At 55.7% G+C, this 13695-nt stretch carries 16 protein-coding genes; 5 read left to right on the forward strand and 11 right to left on the reverse strand.

All coding sequences use genetic code 11. The annotated features are described in order from the left end of the window. The first annotated feature begins 4 nt into the window (after positions 1–4). On the forward strand, positions 5–529 hold the full coding sequence (locus FZF01_RS17240) for a DUF2062 domain-containing protein (protein ID WP_150276775.1): 525 nt from the start codon (positions 5–7) through the stop codon (positions 527–529). A gap of 5 nt (positions 530–534) precedes the next feature. Here the strand turns inward: FZF01_RS17240 and lolD are convergent, their stop codons facing one another. Continuing rightward, the gene (gene lolD / locus FZF01_RS17245) at positions 535–1221 is read right to left on the reverse strand and encodes a lipoprotein-releasing ABC transporter ATP-binding protein LolD (protein WP_150276774.1); all 687 of its coding nucleotides are present in this window, start codon (positions 1219–1221) and stop codon (positions 535–537) included. Continuing rightward, the gene (locus FZF01_RS17250) at positions 1214–2458 is read right to left on the reverse strand and encodes a lipoprotein-releasing ABC transporter permease subunit (protein WP_150276773.1); all 1245 of its coding nucleotides are present in this window, start codon (positions 2456–2458) and stop codon (positions 1214–1216) included. The genes lolD and FZF01_RS17250 overlap by 8 nt, the downstream gene beginning before the upstream one ends. A 109-nt stretch (positions 2459–2567) precedes the next feature. On the opposite strand from FZF01_RS17250, the gene FZF01_RS17255 reads away from it, so the two are divergent. From FZF01_RS17255 to FZF01_RS17265, 3 genes are read left to right on the forward strand one after another with little or no spacing between them, the layout of a single operon-like run. Then, positions 2568–3170, forward strand: a complete 603-nt coding sequence (locus tag FZF01_RS17255) for a PilZ domain-containing protein (protein WP_150276772.1) — start codon at positions 2568–2570, stop codon at positions 3168–3170. Continuing rightward, positions 3170–3487, forward strand: a complete 318-nt coding sequence (locus tag FZF01_RS17260; protein WP_150277098.1) for a phosphodiesterase — start codon at positions 3170–3172, stop codon at positions 3485–3487. Before FZF01_RS17255 ends, FZF01_RS17260 begins: the two co-directional genes overlap by 1 nt. After that, positions 3484–4212, forward strand: a complete 729-nt coding sequence (locus FZF01_RS17265; RefSeq protein ID WP_150276771.1) for a glycerophosphodiester phosphodiesterase — start codon at positions 3484–3486, stop codon at positions 4210–4212. The genes FZF01_RS17260 and FZF01_RS17265 overlap by 4 nt, the downstream gene beginning before the upstream one ends. 48 nt (positions 4213–4260) lie before the next feature. Here the strand turns inward: FZF01_RS17265 and sthA are convergent, their stop codons facing one another. From sthA to FZF01_RS17310, 9 genes are all read right to left on the reverse strand, one after another. Further along, positions 4261–5658, reverse strand: a complete 1398-nt coding sequence (gene sthA, locus FZF01_RS17270; protein ID WP_150276770.1) for a Si-specific NAD(P)(+) transhydrogenase — start codon at positions 5656–5658, stop codon at positions 4261–4263. Between the two features lie 55 nt (positions 5659–5713). Beyond that, the gene (nqrM, locus tag FZF01_RS17275) at positions 5714–5962 is read right to left on the reverse strand and encodes a (Na+)-NQR maturation NqrM (protein WP_150276769.1); all 249 of its coding nucleotides are present in this window, start codon (positions 5960–5962) and stop codon (positions 5714–5716) included. A gap of 3 nt (positions 5963–5965) precedes the next feature. Beyond that, positions 5966–6883, reverse strand: a complete 918-nt coding sequence (locus FZF01_RS17280) for an FAD:protein FMN transferase (RefSeq protein WP_223825376.1) — start codon at positions 6881–6883, stop codon at positions 5966–5968. Positions 6884–6989: 106 nt separating this feature from the next. Then, entirely contained in the window at positions 6990–8216 is a 1227-nt protein-coding gene (gene nqrF / locus FZF01_RS17285) for an NADH:ubiquinone reductase (Na(+)-transporting) subunit F (protein ID WP_188434454.1), read from the reverse strand. A gap of 13 nt (positions 8217–8229) precedes the next feature. Beyond that, entirely contained in the window at positions 8230–8838 is a 609-nt protein-coding gene (nqrE, locus tag FZF01_RS17290) for an NADH:ubiquinone reductase (Na(+)-transporting) subunit E (protein WP_150277097.1), read from the reverse strand. Between the two features lie 6 nt (positions 8839–8844). Next, the gene (locus FZF01_RS17295) at positions 8845–9516 is read right to left on the reverse strand and encodes an NADH:ubiquinone reductase (Na(+)-transporting) subunit D (protein ID WP_150276766.1); all 672 of its coding nucleotides are present in this window, start codon (positions 9514–9516) and stop codon (positions 8845–8847) included. 2 nt (positions 9517–9518) lie between these two features. Continuing rightward, positions 9519–10295: a Na(+)-translocating NADH-quinone reductase subunit C gene (locus FZF01_RS17300; RefSeq protein ID WP_150276765.1), complete on the reverse strand. Its 777-nt coding sequence runs from the start codon at positions 10293–10295 to the stop codon at positions 9519–9521. Then, complete coding sequence (locus FZF01_RS17305; protein ID WP_150276764.1) at positions 10285–11499, reverse strand: NADH:ubiquinone reductase (Na(+)-transporting) subunit B; 1215 nt, start codon at positions 11497–11499, stop codon at positions 10285–10287. The genes FZF01_RS17300 and FZF01_RS17305 overlap by 11 nt, the downstream gene beginning before the upstream one ends. Before the next feature lie 3 nt (positions 11500–11502). Further along, the gene (locus FZF01_RS17310; RefSeq protein ID WP_150276763.1) at positions 11503–12840 is read right to left on the reverse strand and encodes a Na(+)-translocating NADH-quinone reductase subunit A; all 1338 of its coding nucleotides are present in this window, start codon (positions 12838–12840) and stop codon (positions 11503–11505) included. 287 nt (positions 12841–13127) lie between these two features. Between FZF01_RS17310 and FZF01_RS17315 the strand changes: the two genes are divergently transcribed. Further along, positions 13128–13688, forward strand: a complete 561-nt coding sequence (locus tag FZF01_RS17315) for a chalcone isomerase family protein (protein ID WP_150276762.1) — start codon at positions 13128–13130, stop codon at positions 13686–13688. The last annotated feature ends 7 nt before the right edge of the window (positions 13689–13695 follow it).

The raw sequence follows: 13695 nt of genomic DNA on the forward strand, positions 1-13695 counted from the left end.
AGTAATGCCGCGTCGGTTCCTGAAACGCTACATGCCCAGTCCCGAACGCATAAAGCAAAGCAAATCGCTTCGCTTTATGGGCAGCATGCTGCACGATCCAAACCTATGGCATCTCAACCGCCACAGCGTTGCGCGGGCAATGGCCATCGGGCTTTTCGTTTCGATGCTACCCATTCCAATGCAAATGCTGGTTTCAGCCTGCGTTGCAATGCCGGCACGTGCCAACCTGCCCGTCTCGGTGGGCCTGGTCTGGCTGACCAATCCGGTCACCATGCCGATGATTTTCTTTGCGGAATACAAGATCGGAACCATGCTTCTGGGCGCACCCGAACGCAGCATGCCCATGGAATTATCAATGACCTGGCTGGCCAGCGAAATCCACCATATCTGGCAGCCGCTGCTTCTCGGTTCCGTTCTTCTGGGGGCCGTCTTCGCCGTGGCGGGGTATGCCGCCACCATGTTGTATTGGCGAATATGGGTCGGGCGCAACTGGCAAAGGCGTAAAATGCGACGCCGTCATCAGAACTGACGTTTTTACTCTACGCGCGCCGCCAGTTTACCTTCCACCAGGGTCAGGACCCTGTCCATTTGTGACGCCAGTGCGAGGTCATGGGTAACCACCATGAAGGCGGTCTTGAGACTCTGGCTAAGTTCGAGCATCAACTGCTGAATGCTTCTTGCCGTGTGCTGGTCCAGATTGCCGGTAGGTTCGTCGAGTAGGACACAGGCCGGCTCGTTGATCAGCGCCCGTGCGATGGCCACACGCTGACGCTCACCACCTGACAATTCGCCCGGCTTGTGTCCGGCGCGCTGGGCAAGACCAACACGTTCAAGCATCTGCTGCCCGCGTTGGTGCGCTTCACTGATAGGCGTGTTGCCAATCAACAGCGGCATGCATACGTTTTCCAGGGCACTGAACTCCGCCAGCAGGTGATGGAACTGGTAGACAAAACCCAGCCCGCTGTTACGGAGCTTGCCACGTTCTGATTCGCGCAGTGAGGACATCTGCCTGCCGGCCAGCCAAACCTCTCCTTCAGTGGGCGTATCCAGCCCACCGAGCAGATTGAGCAGTGTCGTTTTACCCGACCCCGAGCTGCCGACAATGGCCACGCGCTCACCGGCTACCAGTTGCATGTTTATGCCATCGAGTACACGCAGGCGCTGCGGTCCGATTGCATATTCCATACTCAGGTTCCGACATTCCAGGACAAAATCAGTCATAACGCAATGCCTCCGCAGGCTCGGTGCGCGAGGCGCGCCAGGCCGGATACAGTGTGGCCAGGAAGCTCATGCCCAGAGCCGCAGCACAGATCAACACAACATCACTCCAGATAAGCTGGGACGGCAGGTAACTGATGAAGTACACATCGGAACTGAGGAACTGGATGCCGAAAAGTTTTTCCAGCCCAGCGACCATCGCCGACACGTTCAACGCCGCAAGTACCCCGAGGACACAACCAGCCAGAGTTCCCACCACACCAATCACGGAGCCCTGCACCATGAATATGCCCATGATGGTGCCAGGCGATGCGCCAAGAGTTCGCAGAATAGCGATGTCCGCTTTCTTGTCGGTGACCACCATGACCAGAGTGGAGATGATATTGAATGCAGCCACTGCGACGATCAGCAGCAGAAGCAGGCCGATCATGGTCTTTTCCATCCGGATCGCGGCAAACAGATTACCGTGAGTACGGGTCCAGTCCTGCGCGTAGTAGTCACCCGGCAGCAAGGATGCCAGCTCCCAGGCAACACGGGGCGCCTGGAAGAGATCACCCAACCTGACACGCAAACCCTGCACCTGACCGGGCTCCCAGCGCGACAAACGTGCAGCATCGCCGGCATGGATCAGCGCCAGGGAACCATCCAGCTCCGCTCCGACCTTGAAGGTGCCCACCACATGAAAACGTTTGAGGCGGGGAAACACGCCGGCGGGGGTTACCGATGCTTCTGGCAGAACAAAGGTCAGCTTGTCGCCAATCCCCACGCCAAAGCGACTGGCAATCTGTTCACCGACGATAATGCCAAACTCCCCGTCCTGCAGGTCGCCCAGGGTGCCACGGGTCATGTGCTGACCAACAATGGACACATCTACCTCCTTGTCCGGCAGAATGCCGTTCACCAGAACAGGAGCTACACTGCCATCATGCGTGAGCATGCCCTGCAGCTGGACAAAAGGCGCCACTGCTTCGACATCGGGATGCTCAAGCAGGGTATCGGCCAGCAGAGGCCAGTCGTTGATCGGCTGCTGGGAGCTGACGGTCGCATGGGGCACCATACCCAGAATGCGGGTCCGCAACTCGCGGTCAAAGCCGTTCATCACCGACAGCACCAGGATCATGACCAGCACGCCAAGGGTCAGCCCCAGCATGGAGATCAGGGAAATGAAGGAAATGAAATGATTGCGGCGCTTGGCGCGGGTATAGCGCAGGCCGATAAAAAATGGCAAGGGTCTGAACATGAAGTAACGGTTACCTGAAGGGCCGTGCCCGTTGAATGGCAGTTCGGATTGGCATGGTACACTGAAAAGCATATTTGTTCAGCGCTTCGCAAAGGCTCAGGCGGGTCAAATGACAGACAAAGAAGAAGACTCAACAGACGACAAGCGGGATTTCTTCAGAATTCGCGACAGCCTCGCCCTGGATGTGCGCAAGGTGAGCAGTGCGGACATTGAAGAGGCTGCGTTCGAGGAGCAATCACCACTTTTCAGCCTGTTAAGTGACCTCCATACCCTGGACTACGAATCGCAGCATCTGCTGCGTCAGATAGCCGAGCGTGACCGAGCCCTGGCGCACTATCTGAAGATAATCAACAAGCGAGTCGATCTGCTAAGTAACGCTCTGGCGCTACAGCTGGTGGATGAAATCGGTGATCCCCAGGAAGTTACCCTGAGTGAAGGCGGTATTTCCTTTGCCTATCCGGAGGCTTTCGAGATTGGTGCCTGGCTGGCGCTACGTATGGTGCTGCTGCCCTCACCACTTGGGCTGGTGTTGCCGTCACAGGTTATTCGCTGTGAGCCTGATACCGAGTCAGACAACTGGATCATTGCCGTGAGCTTTCACACCCTGGCAGATAATCAGCGTCAGATGCTTGCCCGGCATATACTGCAAAAACAGGCTCAGGAAATCCGTGCCAACAAGACTCAAGCCTCAATCCAGGAAAGGACACCATGATGAAACACCTAACCTCGACACTATGTGCCACCTCTCTGATGCTAGGTATGATGCTCAGCGCAGCACCCCTGCAAGCAGACACCCTGGTCATTCCACTCGGCCACCAGGCAACCGACAATGTGTCTGCTATGCCCCAGCGGGGTCAGACCAAAGGCTCCGTGGTCCAGCGCCATGGCGAGCCGAGCACTCGACATGCCGCTGTCGGGCAACCACCGATTACCCGCTGGGACTATCCCGGCTACAGCGTTTATTTTGAATACGACAGGGTCATCGATAGCGTTCGCCATCGCCAATCGGGGAGCGCGCTGACCCCATGACGTTGATTTACGGCCATCGGGGTGCCCGCGGCGAAGCACCGGAAAACACCCTCCCAAGCTTCAGACGCGCACTGGCCGCCGGCGTCACCCGTGTCGAGCTTGACCTGCATCTGTCCGCAGACCGTCAACTCATGGTAATTCATGACCCTACCCTCAGGCGCACCACAGGCCTGGGCGGCAAGGTCAGCAAACATACTGCTGCTGAATTGATGCGCCTGGACGCCCGCCGGGATGGTCCATCCTGGCCGGAGCCTTGCCCAATACCCAGCCTGGAGCAGCTTTTCCAGGCCTGCCCAGAGTTCGAGCACTACCAGCTTGAAGTCAAGAGTGGCTCCAGCGGCCAATCACGTATTGTGCTGGACGCTGTCAGTGAACTGGTCCAGCGTTTCGGGTTGAAGGACAAGGTAGTCCTTACCTCAAGCAGCCGCACCTTGCTGAAAACGGCCAGCCAGGACAATTACTCGCTTCCCACCGGGCTGGTCGAAGAGTATGGCCTGATTGATCCCCTGAAGAGCGCACGTCGGTACGGTTGCCGCTATCTGATCCTGAACTGGAAATTATGCAGGCTTGCACGTATACGAAAAGCCCAGGCCATGGGTCTGCATGTATCAGTCTGGACAGTGAATGACCCTGCGATGATGCAGCGCCTGGCAGAGATGGGCGTAGACAGCCTGATTACCGACCTGCCGCACCTGGCAGTCGAGACCCTCAAGCAGCGGGCATAAAAAAGCCCCGGTTACGGGGCTTTTTCGTTGCACACACGAGCATAGTGCCTAAAAAAGTCGGTTCAATCCGTCCAACGCCGCAACCCGATAGGCTTCAGCCATGGTCGGGTAGTTGAAGGTGGTGTTGACGAAGTACTTGATGGTATTCGCCTCCCCTTTCTGGTTCATGACGGCCTGGCCGATGTGCACAATTTCCGATGCCTGGTCGCCAAAGCAATGAATACCCAGAACTTCGAGAGTTTCGCGATGGAACAGGATCTTCAGCATACCCACCTGTTCACTGGTAATTTGCGCGCGCGCCATACTCTTGAAAAATGCCTGTCCAATTTCGTAAGGCACCTGTGCATCGGTCAACTCACGCTCGGTCTTGCCCAACGAGCTGATCTCCGGAATCGTGTAAATACCTGTGGGCACATCATCCACAAAACGCCAGGCGTCATTGCTTACGATATTACCCGCGGCAGAACGGCCCTGGTCGAAAGCCGCACTGGCCAGGCTCGGCCAGCCAATCACATCTCCGACAGCGTAGATATTCGGCACATCAGTGCGGTAGTTTTCATCCACACTCAACTGGCCACGGTTATTGGCCTTTAACCCGACATTTTCCATGCCTAGCCCATCAGTATTACCAGTACGGCCGTTACACCAGAGCAACGCATCGGCCTTGAGCTTCTTGCCAGACTTTAGATGCAGAACAACACCCTGGCTGTCCAATCCCTCAATCTTGTCGTATTCCTCGTTATGCCGGATCAATACGCTGTTGTTACGCAGGTGGTAACTCAAGGCATCAGAGATCTCGTCGTCAAGGAAACTGAGTAACCGGTCCCGGTTGTTGATCAGGTCTACCTTTACGCCCAGCCCGCAGAAGATTGATGCATATTCACAACCAATAACACCCGCACCGTAAATGATCAGGGTACGTGGAGTATGGTTAAGCTTGAGGATGGTGTCGCTGTCATAGATGCGCGGGTGACTGAAGTTCACGTCCGCCGGACGATACGGCCTGGAGCCCGTGGCAACGATGACTTCCTTGGCGATCAACTTGTCGACCACACCTGCGGAATTGACCAGTTCGATGGTGTTCTCGTCGGCGAAACTGCCCTTGCCAAAAAACACATCGACCCGATTGCGGGCGTAATAGCTGGTCCGGGAGGTAACCTGTTTGGCCATGACCTTTTCGGCACTTTTCAGTACGTTTGGAAATGAGAACCAGCGGGGCTCACCGATGGTGCGAAACATCGGATTGGTATTGAAGTGAATGATCTGTTTGACAGAATAACGCAATGCCTTGGACGGAATGGTGCCCAGATGGGTACAGTTACCACCCACAGAGTCACGCTCTTCAACCACAGCCACCTTGCGGCCGTGCTTGGCCGCGTTCATTGCAGCGCCCTCGCCAGCTGGGCCAGAGCCCAGTACCACTACGTCATAATTGTATACAGCCATTCAGTAAGTTCCTTGTTGTGCTCGAGGGTATGCTCTCATCTGAAAACCGATGAAGCTAGTCGACCTTGGTCGCGTCATATCCCAGATCACTGGTTGCACGCTTGGCCCGCGGCTCGATACCCGCGTTTTCACTTGCTTCTTCGCACCTTGTGACGTCCCCGCCGCAGATGCCACAGGACTTGTCGAGTCCAGTCGCACCAATACCACCGCAGGACCCGGCAATAGGCTTGCGACCCATCATTACGCCCACGGACATGCCAACCACGACCAGAGTCATCAACAGGAATGCCAGAAACCAGACCATAGGTTACTCCTCGCTCTTTACCAGAGCCTCAAACAGGGGTGTGGGCCGGGAAACAAACTCGGCCCCCTCGCGCAGCACAAAAAGTGCCGCAACATTGTTTTCCTGTGCATATTCCCAGCCCTTCTCCGGGCCAAGAATCAGCAATACGGTGGAAAGCCCATCAGCCACCATGGCAGAGGGATCCATCACGGTCACTGCAGTCAAATTATGCATGACCGGCCATCCGCTCCTGGGATTGACAGTGTGCGAATAACGCTGCCCCTCGTATTCAAAGTAATTACGATAGTCACCTGAAGTGGATACCGCATAACCGTCGAGCTCAACGATCAGACTCGCTGTGCGCTCATCATCACGCGGCTCCTCTATGGCAATGCGCCAAGGATTCTCGCCCGGCTTGACCCCGGCCGCCTTGAGTTCGCCGGTAATCTCGACCATATAGTCTTTGATTCCCAGTGACAGCAGGTGTTCCGCAACCCGATCAACCATATAGCCTGCGGCAATGCTGCTGAGATCAACCTTGAGGTCATTGTCCTTACACAACTGGTCCTTCTCGATGCGCAAATGCTGCTGGCCTACATTCTGCAACGCCTTATCAATCTCGGCCTGCACAGGCACGACCTGCATTCCGTCGCCACGCTGAAAGCCCCAGACTTCCAGCAACGGGCCAACGGTCACGTCGAAACCGCCTTCGCTGTCCCTATTGAGCCTCTGTGCAAAACCGACCAAATCCAGAATCGATTGCGGCATGGACTGACAGGCACCAGCAAGCAGTGCGTTGAATCTCGCCAAATCCGAATCGTCACGCCAGGTAGAAACCTCAGCATCAAATTCGTCGAACTGGTTTTCCAGACTGGCCTGCAGCTTTTCCGGACCGGGAGAACCATCCGCCGCAACCCATTTGATCGAATAGGTGCTACCCATGGTGCTACCGGAAATTTCCGAAACCGGCACCGTAGAATTGAAACAGCCCGCCAGAGCTGTTGCCAAGGCAACAACAATAGCGGGCCGAAGGTTTCGAAGTAGCACTCTAGCCGCCGAAATCATCAAGCATGATGTTTTCCGGTTCGACACCCATATCCTGCAGCATCTTGATAACCGAAGCGTTCATCATTGGCGGACCACACATGTAGTACTCGCAATCCTCAGGGGCCGGATGGTCCTTCAGATAGTTATCAAGCAACACATTGTGAATAAAGCCCGTTGGACCATTCCAGTTGTCTTCCGGCAGCGCATCGGACAAGGCCAGATGCCACTTGAAGTTCTCATTTTCTTCCTGCAGCTTGTCGAATTCCTCGACATAGAAAGCTTCACGCAGCGAGCGCGCACCGTACCAGAAGGAGATCTTGCGCTTGGTCTTGATGCGGCCCAGCTGATCGAAGATGTGCGAACGCATGGGCGCCATACCGGCGCCACCACCAATAAAGACCATCTCGGCATCGGTATCCTTGGCAAAGAACTCACCAAAGGGACCATAGACCGTGACCTTGTCACCGGGCTTGAGCGCGAAACACCAGGAGGACATCTTGCCCGGGGGCAGATCGTCACGGCCTGGCGGCGGCGAAGCCACACGCAGATTGAACTTCACTACGCCACGCTCTTCCGGGTAGTTGGCCATGGAATAGGCACGAATGACGGTTTCATCAACCTTGGACACAAAGCGCCACATGTCGAACTTGTCCCAGTCACCACGGAATTCCGGCTGAATGTCGAAATCCTTGTAATGCACGGTATGCGGCGGGCATTCCAGCTGCACATAACCACCAGCACGGAAATCGACGTTCTCGCCTTCCGGCAGTTTGAGCGTCAGTTCCTTGATGAAGGTCGCCACATTGGGGTTGGCCTCAACGGTGCATTCCCACTTCTTCACGCCGAAGACTTCTTCCGGCACTTCAATCTTCATATCCTGCTTGACCGGGGCCTGGCAGGACAAGCGCCAGCCTTCGTTGGCTTCACGCTTGGTGAAATGCGACTCCTCGGTGGGCAGCATGGAACCGCCGCCCTCCTCGACAATGCACTTGCACTGGGCGCAGGTACCGCCGCCGCCGCAGGCAGAAGACAGGAAAATGCCGTTGTTCGACAAGGTGTTCAGCAATTTGCCACCGGCAGGCACGGTAATGGTGCGCTCGCCATTGATTTCAATGGTCACGTCGCCACTGGTGACAAGCTTGGAGCGAGCGATCAAGATCACGGCAACCAGAAACAGCACGATCGCCGTGAACATCCCCACGCCCAGAAAGATTTCCATGTTCATCAGTTACAGCTCCTGTTTACAGTTGCACGCCGGAGAACGACATGAACCCCAGGGACATGAGCCCCACGGTGATGAAGGTAATGCCCAGACCGCGCAGGCCATCAGGAACATCGCTGTACTTGAGCTTCTCGCGAATACCCGCAAGCGCAACAATCGCCAACGCCCAGCCCACACCGGCACCAAACCCGTAAACGGTGCTCTCGCCGAGAGAATAATCACGCTCGACCATGAACAGGGACGCACCGAGAATGGCGCAGTTCACGGTGATCAGCGGCAAGAATACACCCAGCGCGTTGTAGAGCGAGGGAACAAACTTGTCCAGCAACATCTCCAGAATCTGCACCAGTGCAGCGATAACGCCGATGTAGCTGAGCAGACCCAGGAAGCTCAGGTCCACATTGGGCAGACCGGCCCAGGCCAGCGCGCCATCACGCAACAAGTAGGTATAGATCAGATTGTTGGCCGGTACGGTGATGGTCAATACCACCACTACCGCAATACCCAGACCCAGCGAAGTCTGCACCTTTTTTGAAATAGCGATAAAGGTACACATGCCGAGGAAGAAGGCCAAAGCCATGTTCTCAACGAAAATGGCCCGGACCATCAGGCTTATATAGTGTTCAATCATGGCTTACATAGCCTCCTTCAACGCACGGCTCTGTGGTGCCATCTTGAAATCCGGCTCCTCCACCTGCTCAGTCTTCCAGGAGCGTAGCGCCCAGATGATCAGCCCGATTATGAAGAACGCAGACGGTGGCAGCAGAAGCAGACCGTTGGGCTGGTACCAGCCACCCACGTTGACCAACGGCAGGATTTCATAGCCGAGCAGCTTGCCGGCACCAAACAGCTCACGAATCACGGCAACCACGATAAGTATGAAGCTGTAGCCCAGGCCGTTACCGACCCCGTCAAGGAAACTCATATGTGGCGGGTTCTGCATGGCAAAGGCTTCAGCCCGGCCCATCACGATGCAGTTGGTGATGATCAGACCAACGAAAACCGACAACTGCTTGCTGATGTTGTAGGCATAGGCCTTGAGAACCTGATCTACCACGATTACCAACGACGCAATGATCACCATCTGCACGATCATCCGGATTGAGCCGGGGATGTAGGTGCGGATGCTCGAGATAAACAGGTTGGAAAAAGCGGTTACCGAGGTGAGTGCCAGACACATCACCAGGGTGACGTTCAGGCTGGTCGTAACCGCCAGCGCCGAGCAGATCCCGAGGATCTGCAGGGCAATTGGGTTGTTGCTGAAAATTGGGTCGAAGAGCACCTGTCTGGCGCTTGCTTTAGCCATGATTACGCTTCTCCCGCGCTGAGATTATCGAGGAACGGACGAAAGCCATTCTCGCCCATCCAGAACTGAACTAATTTTTCCACCCCACGACTGGTCAAGGTGGCACCGGCAAGACCGTCGATCTTGTGCTCGGCGTCAGCCATACCCGGATCCACGCTACCCTTGATGACCTGGATAGCAACATCATCCTGCTCATCGTAGACAACCTTGCCGGTCCATTGCTGTTTCCAGTTCGGATTGTCGACTTCACCACCCAGACCGGGCGTTTCCGCGTGCTGGTAGAAGCCCAGACCCACAACAGTCTGCAGATCACCCTCAAGGGCAATAAAGCCGTAAAGGGTCGACCACAGGCCGTAACCATGGATTGGCAGAATCATGGTCTCGATACCATCTTCGTTCTCAACCATGTATACGGTTGCGTAGTTGGCACGGCGACGGATGCTGGCAATATCTTCGGAAGCATCAAGTTGCTGAGACAGCGCAGGCTCCTTGGAAGCCTTTTGCTGATCGTAGGTCAACGGATCGATTTCATCACTGAACTCGCCAGTGCGCAGATCAACCAGACGAGCAGTCACTTTCTCGAACTGCTCCTCGACACTAACGCCCTCTTCCAACAAACCGGCGATAGACAGAATGTTGCGCTTCTTGTCCAACAACTGGTTGGTTATCTGCACCGGCTTGAGCGACACGGCGGCAACCGAAACAACCACCGAGCACACCAGACAGACCAGCAACGCCACCATGATGGTGCGGCTGACGGATTCTCTATTACTGGACATTGCGTACAAGCCTCCGCTTTATATTGGCCTGGACGACGAAGTGGTCGATCAGGGGAGCGAACAGGTTGGAGAACAGAATCGCCAGCATGATGCCCTCGGGGAAGGCCGGGTTGACCACACGGATCAGTACAACCATGACACCGATCAGGCCACCGAAGATCCATTTACCCTGGTTGGTCATGGACGCAGATACAGGATCAGTGGCCATGAAGATCATGCCGAAAGCGAAGCCGCCAACCACCATATGCCAGTACCAGGGCACTGAGAACATCGGGTTGGTAGTGGAGCCCAGCATGTTGAACAACAGACTCAAACCAATCATGCCAAGCATCACGCCTGCCACAATACGCCAGTTGGCGATCTTGGTTGTCAGCAGTACGGCGCCGCCCAGGAATATAGCCAGGGTCGAAGTTTCACCTATTGAACCGTGGATGTTGCCGACAAAGGCATCAAACCAGCTGATTCCCTGTGACATGATCGCTTCGACGCCACCGGAAGCCGCCAGACTCAGTGCGGTTGCACCGGCGTAGCCATCAATCGAAGTCCAGACAGCGTCACCGGAGGAGGCCGCAGGATAGGCAAAGTACAGGAACGCCCTGCCCGTCAGCGCCGGGTTGAGGAAGTTCTTGCCAGTACCGCCGAAGACTTCCTTGCCGATCACGATACCGAAGCTGATACCCAGCGCGACCTGCCACAGAGGAATGCTTGGCGGCAGAATCAGCGCAAACAGGATAGAAGTAACGAAGAAGCCTTCATTGACCTCATGCTTGCGGATCGAGGCGAACAGGACTTCCCAGAAACCACCGACCAGAAAGGTCACGGCATACACCGGCAGAAAGAACGCCGCACCATGAATCAGGTTGTCCCACAGACTCGCTGCGTCAAAACCTGCCAGCGACCCGATCAAGCCAATGCGCCAGCCTTCCTGAGCTGCGAGCAACTCGGGGTTGGCTGCATAGATGATATTGGCCTGATAACCAATGTTGTACATGCCATAGAACATCGCCGGGAAAGTACATACCCATACGGTGATCATCATGCGCTTGAGGTCCAGACCATCGCGCACGTGCGCAGTGGTGCGAGTTACGCTACCGGGACGGTAGAAAAACGTGTCGATCGCTTCGTAGAGGGCGTAGAACTTTTCGTGCTTGCCACCCTTCTCGAAGTTGTGCTCGATCTTGTCGAGGAATGCACGCAAACCCATGGCTTAACCCTCCTTCTCGATCAGCGTGAGGTTGTCACGCAGAATCGGGCCATATTCATATTTGCCAGCGCACACGTAACTGCACAGGGCCAGATCTTCTTCGTCCAGCTCCAGGCAGCCCAGTTTCTGGGCCATGTCAGTGTCACCGACGATGAGGTAGCGCAAGAGTTGCGTTGGCAGGATGTCCAGCGGCATGACCATCTCGTAGTTACCGAGTGGGACCATGGCCCGCGGGCTGCCATTTGTAGTAGTAGTAAAATCGAATTGCTTGCCGGGTTTCAACTTGGAGACGAAAATATTCAATACCGAGTGTTTATTCACCCCGGGACGCAGGTAGTGAATCATTTCGCGGTTATCGCCTTCGGCCAGTACGGAAACCTGCTGGTGATAACGACCAAGGTACGCGACCGGACCCTGAGCCAGGCGACCACCAAAGACCGACCCGGAAATAACACGGTTATTACCTGACTGCAGCTCGCCAGCGGTGAGCTCATCAAGATTGGCACCCAGACGTGTGCGCAGCAGACGTGGACGCTCGACCATCGGGCCTCCCAGTGCAACCACACGTTCAGTCCATAACTTGCCGTCGGTAAACAGATGACCGATAGCAATAACGTCCTGATAGTTGACCTGCCAGACAGTCTTGCTCTCGCTGACCGGGTCGAGCATGTGGATGTGCGTACCAGGCAAGCCTGCGGGATGGGGGCCGGCGAAGCTTTCGCAGCGAACGCCATCGAGGTTTTCACCCGGTACCGACGCGCCCTCGGCGCGGCACAGCCAGATTCGTCCGAGGCGCGCAAGCACCTTCAGGCCATTCTCGAATGCGCCTGCGTATTCCTTCAACACCAGGGCCGGGTCAGCGGCCAGCGGGTTGGTATCCATAGCCGTTACAAAAATCGAGTGCGGCTCACTGTCAACAGCAGGCACACGGCTGTAGGGCCGTGTCCGCAATGCTGTCCACATACCTGATTCGATCAATTGCTCACGTACATGCTTGGGATCAAGGCCCGCCAGGGCCGTTTCCTCGTGGGCGGTAAAGCTGACCGCTTCATCACCCTCGACGTCGATTACCACCGACTGCAGGATACGCTTCTCGCCGCGGTTGATCGCACTGACTACGCCTGACGCGGGTGCGGTGTAGATAACGCCGGGGGTTTTCTTGTCACTGAAAAGAATCTGGCCTAGCTTGACCCGGTCACCCTCTTTCACTTCCATGGTTGGTTTCATACCGTGGTAGTCGAAACCGACCACGGCAACGCTGCGCACCGGGCGCGCGTCATCCATGATTTGCTCAGGGGAGCCGGTGATTGGCAGATCCAAGCCCCGTTTGATTTTTATCATACGTATAGCCTAATCACTGGTTGGAATCGTCAAGGGCGGATCGGGCATCCGGCGTAGCAAAGGGGCCGCCGAGCGTTTCGGGAGGCAAACAAAACCCAGCAGAATGTGACCACGAACCCTCATCAAAAATCCCGTCAAGTATAAAGACCATGACCTGTCAATGCTACTCAAGGTCTTGGTTTTTTCAGGTTTTTTGCTGTTACACAATCCGTTACCGGGTGAATTGACCATAATTCAGCCGGAGTAGTTAATGGGCGTATTGACTCACCGAAAACGGAGTAGAAAAGATGATTGCACGTACCCTGGCGCTGGTTTGTTGCCTCTTGCCACTCAGCCTTGCCGCCAGCGAAAAGCGCCTGGCCGAAGCGGACTTCCCGCAACGCATCGAAGTTGGCAATCAGGAGCTGGTCTTGCGCAATGCCAGCTTGCTGGAATACCTGTTCGTGGACGTTTACAGCGCCGCCCTGCTGACACCAGCACAACAGCCACTGGAAAACCCGATAAAGGCAGGAGAACCCCTGCATCTGGAGCTGTATTACTACCGGAACATTGATCGCGAGGACGTCATCAAGGCAGCCTGGGTAGCTCTGGAACGGCAGTACGACAAGCCAACCCTTGACGAGCTGCGGCCCATGATTGACGAGCTGCACGCCACATTTACCGACATCAGCGCAGGTGATCGTTACGCACTTACCCTTGATGCAGCCCACTCCCTTAGTTTGAAATACAACGGAGTGGAGTCTTTCAGCTCAGAGGACAGTCAACTGGCTAGAGCATATGTTGGCATCTGGCTCAGGGAAAACGGATTGTCTGACGACCTACGCGAAAGACTGACTGCAACCCGTTGATTTAAAA

It is taken from the genome of Halopseudomonas salina (assembly GCF_008641105.1).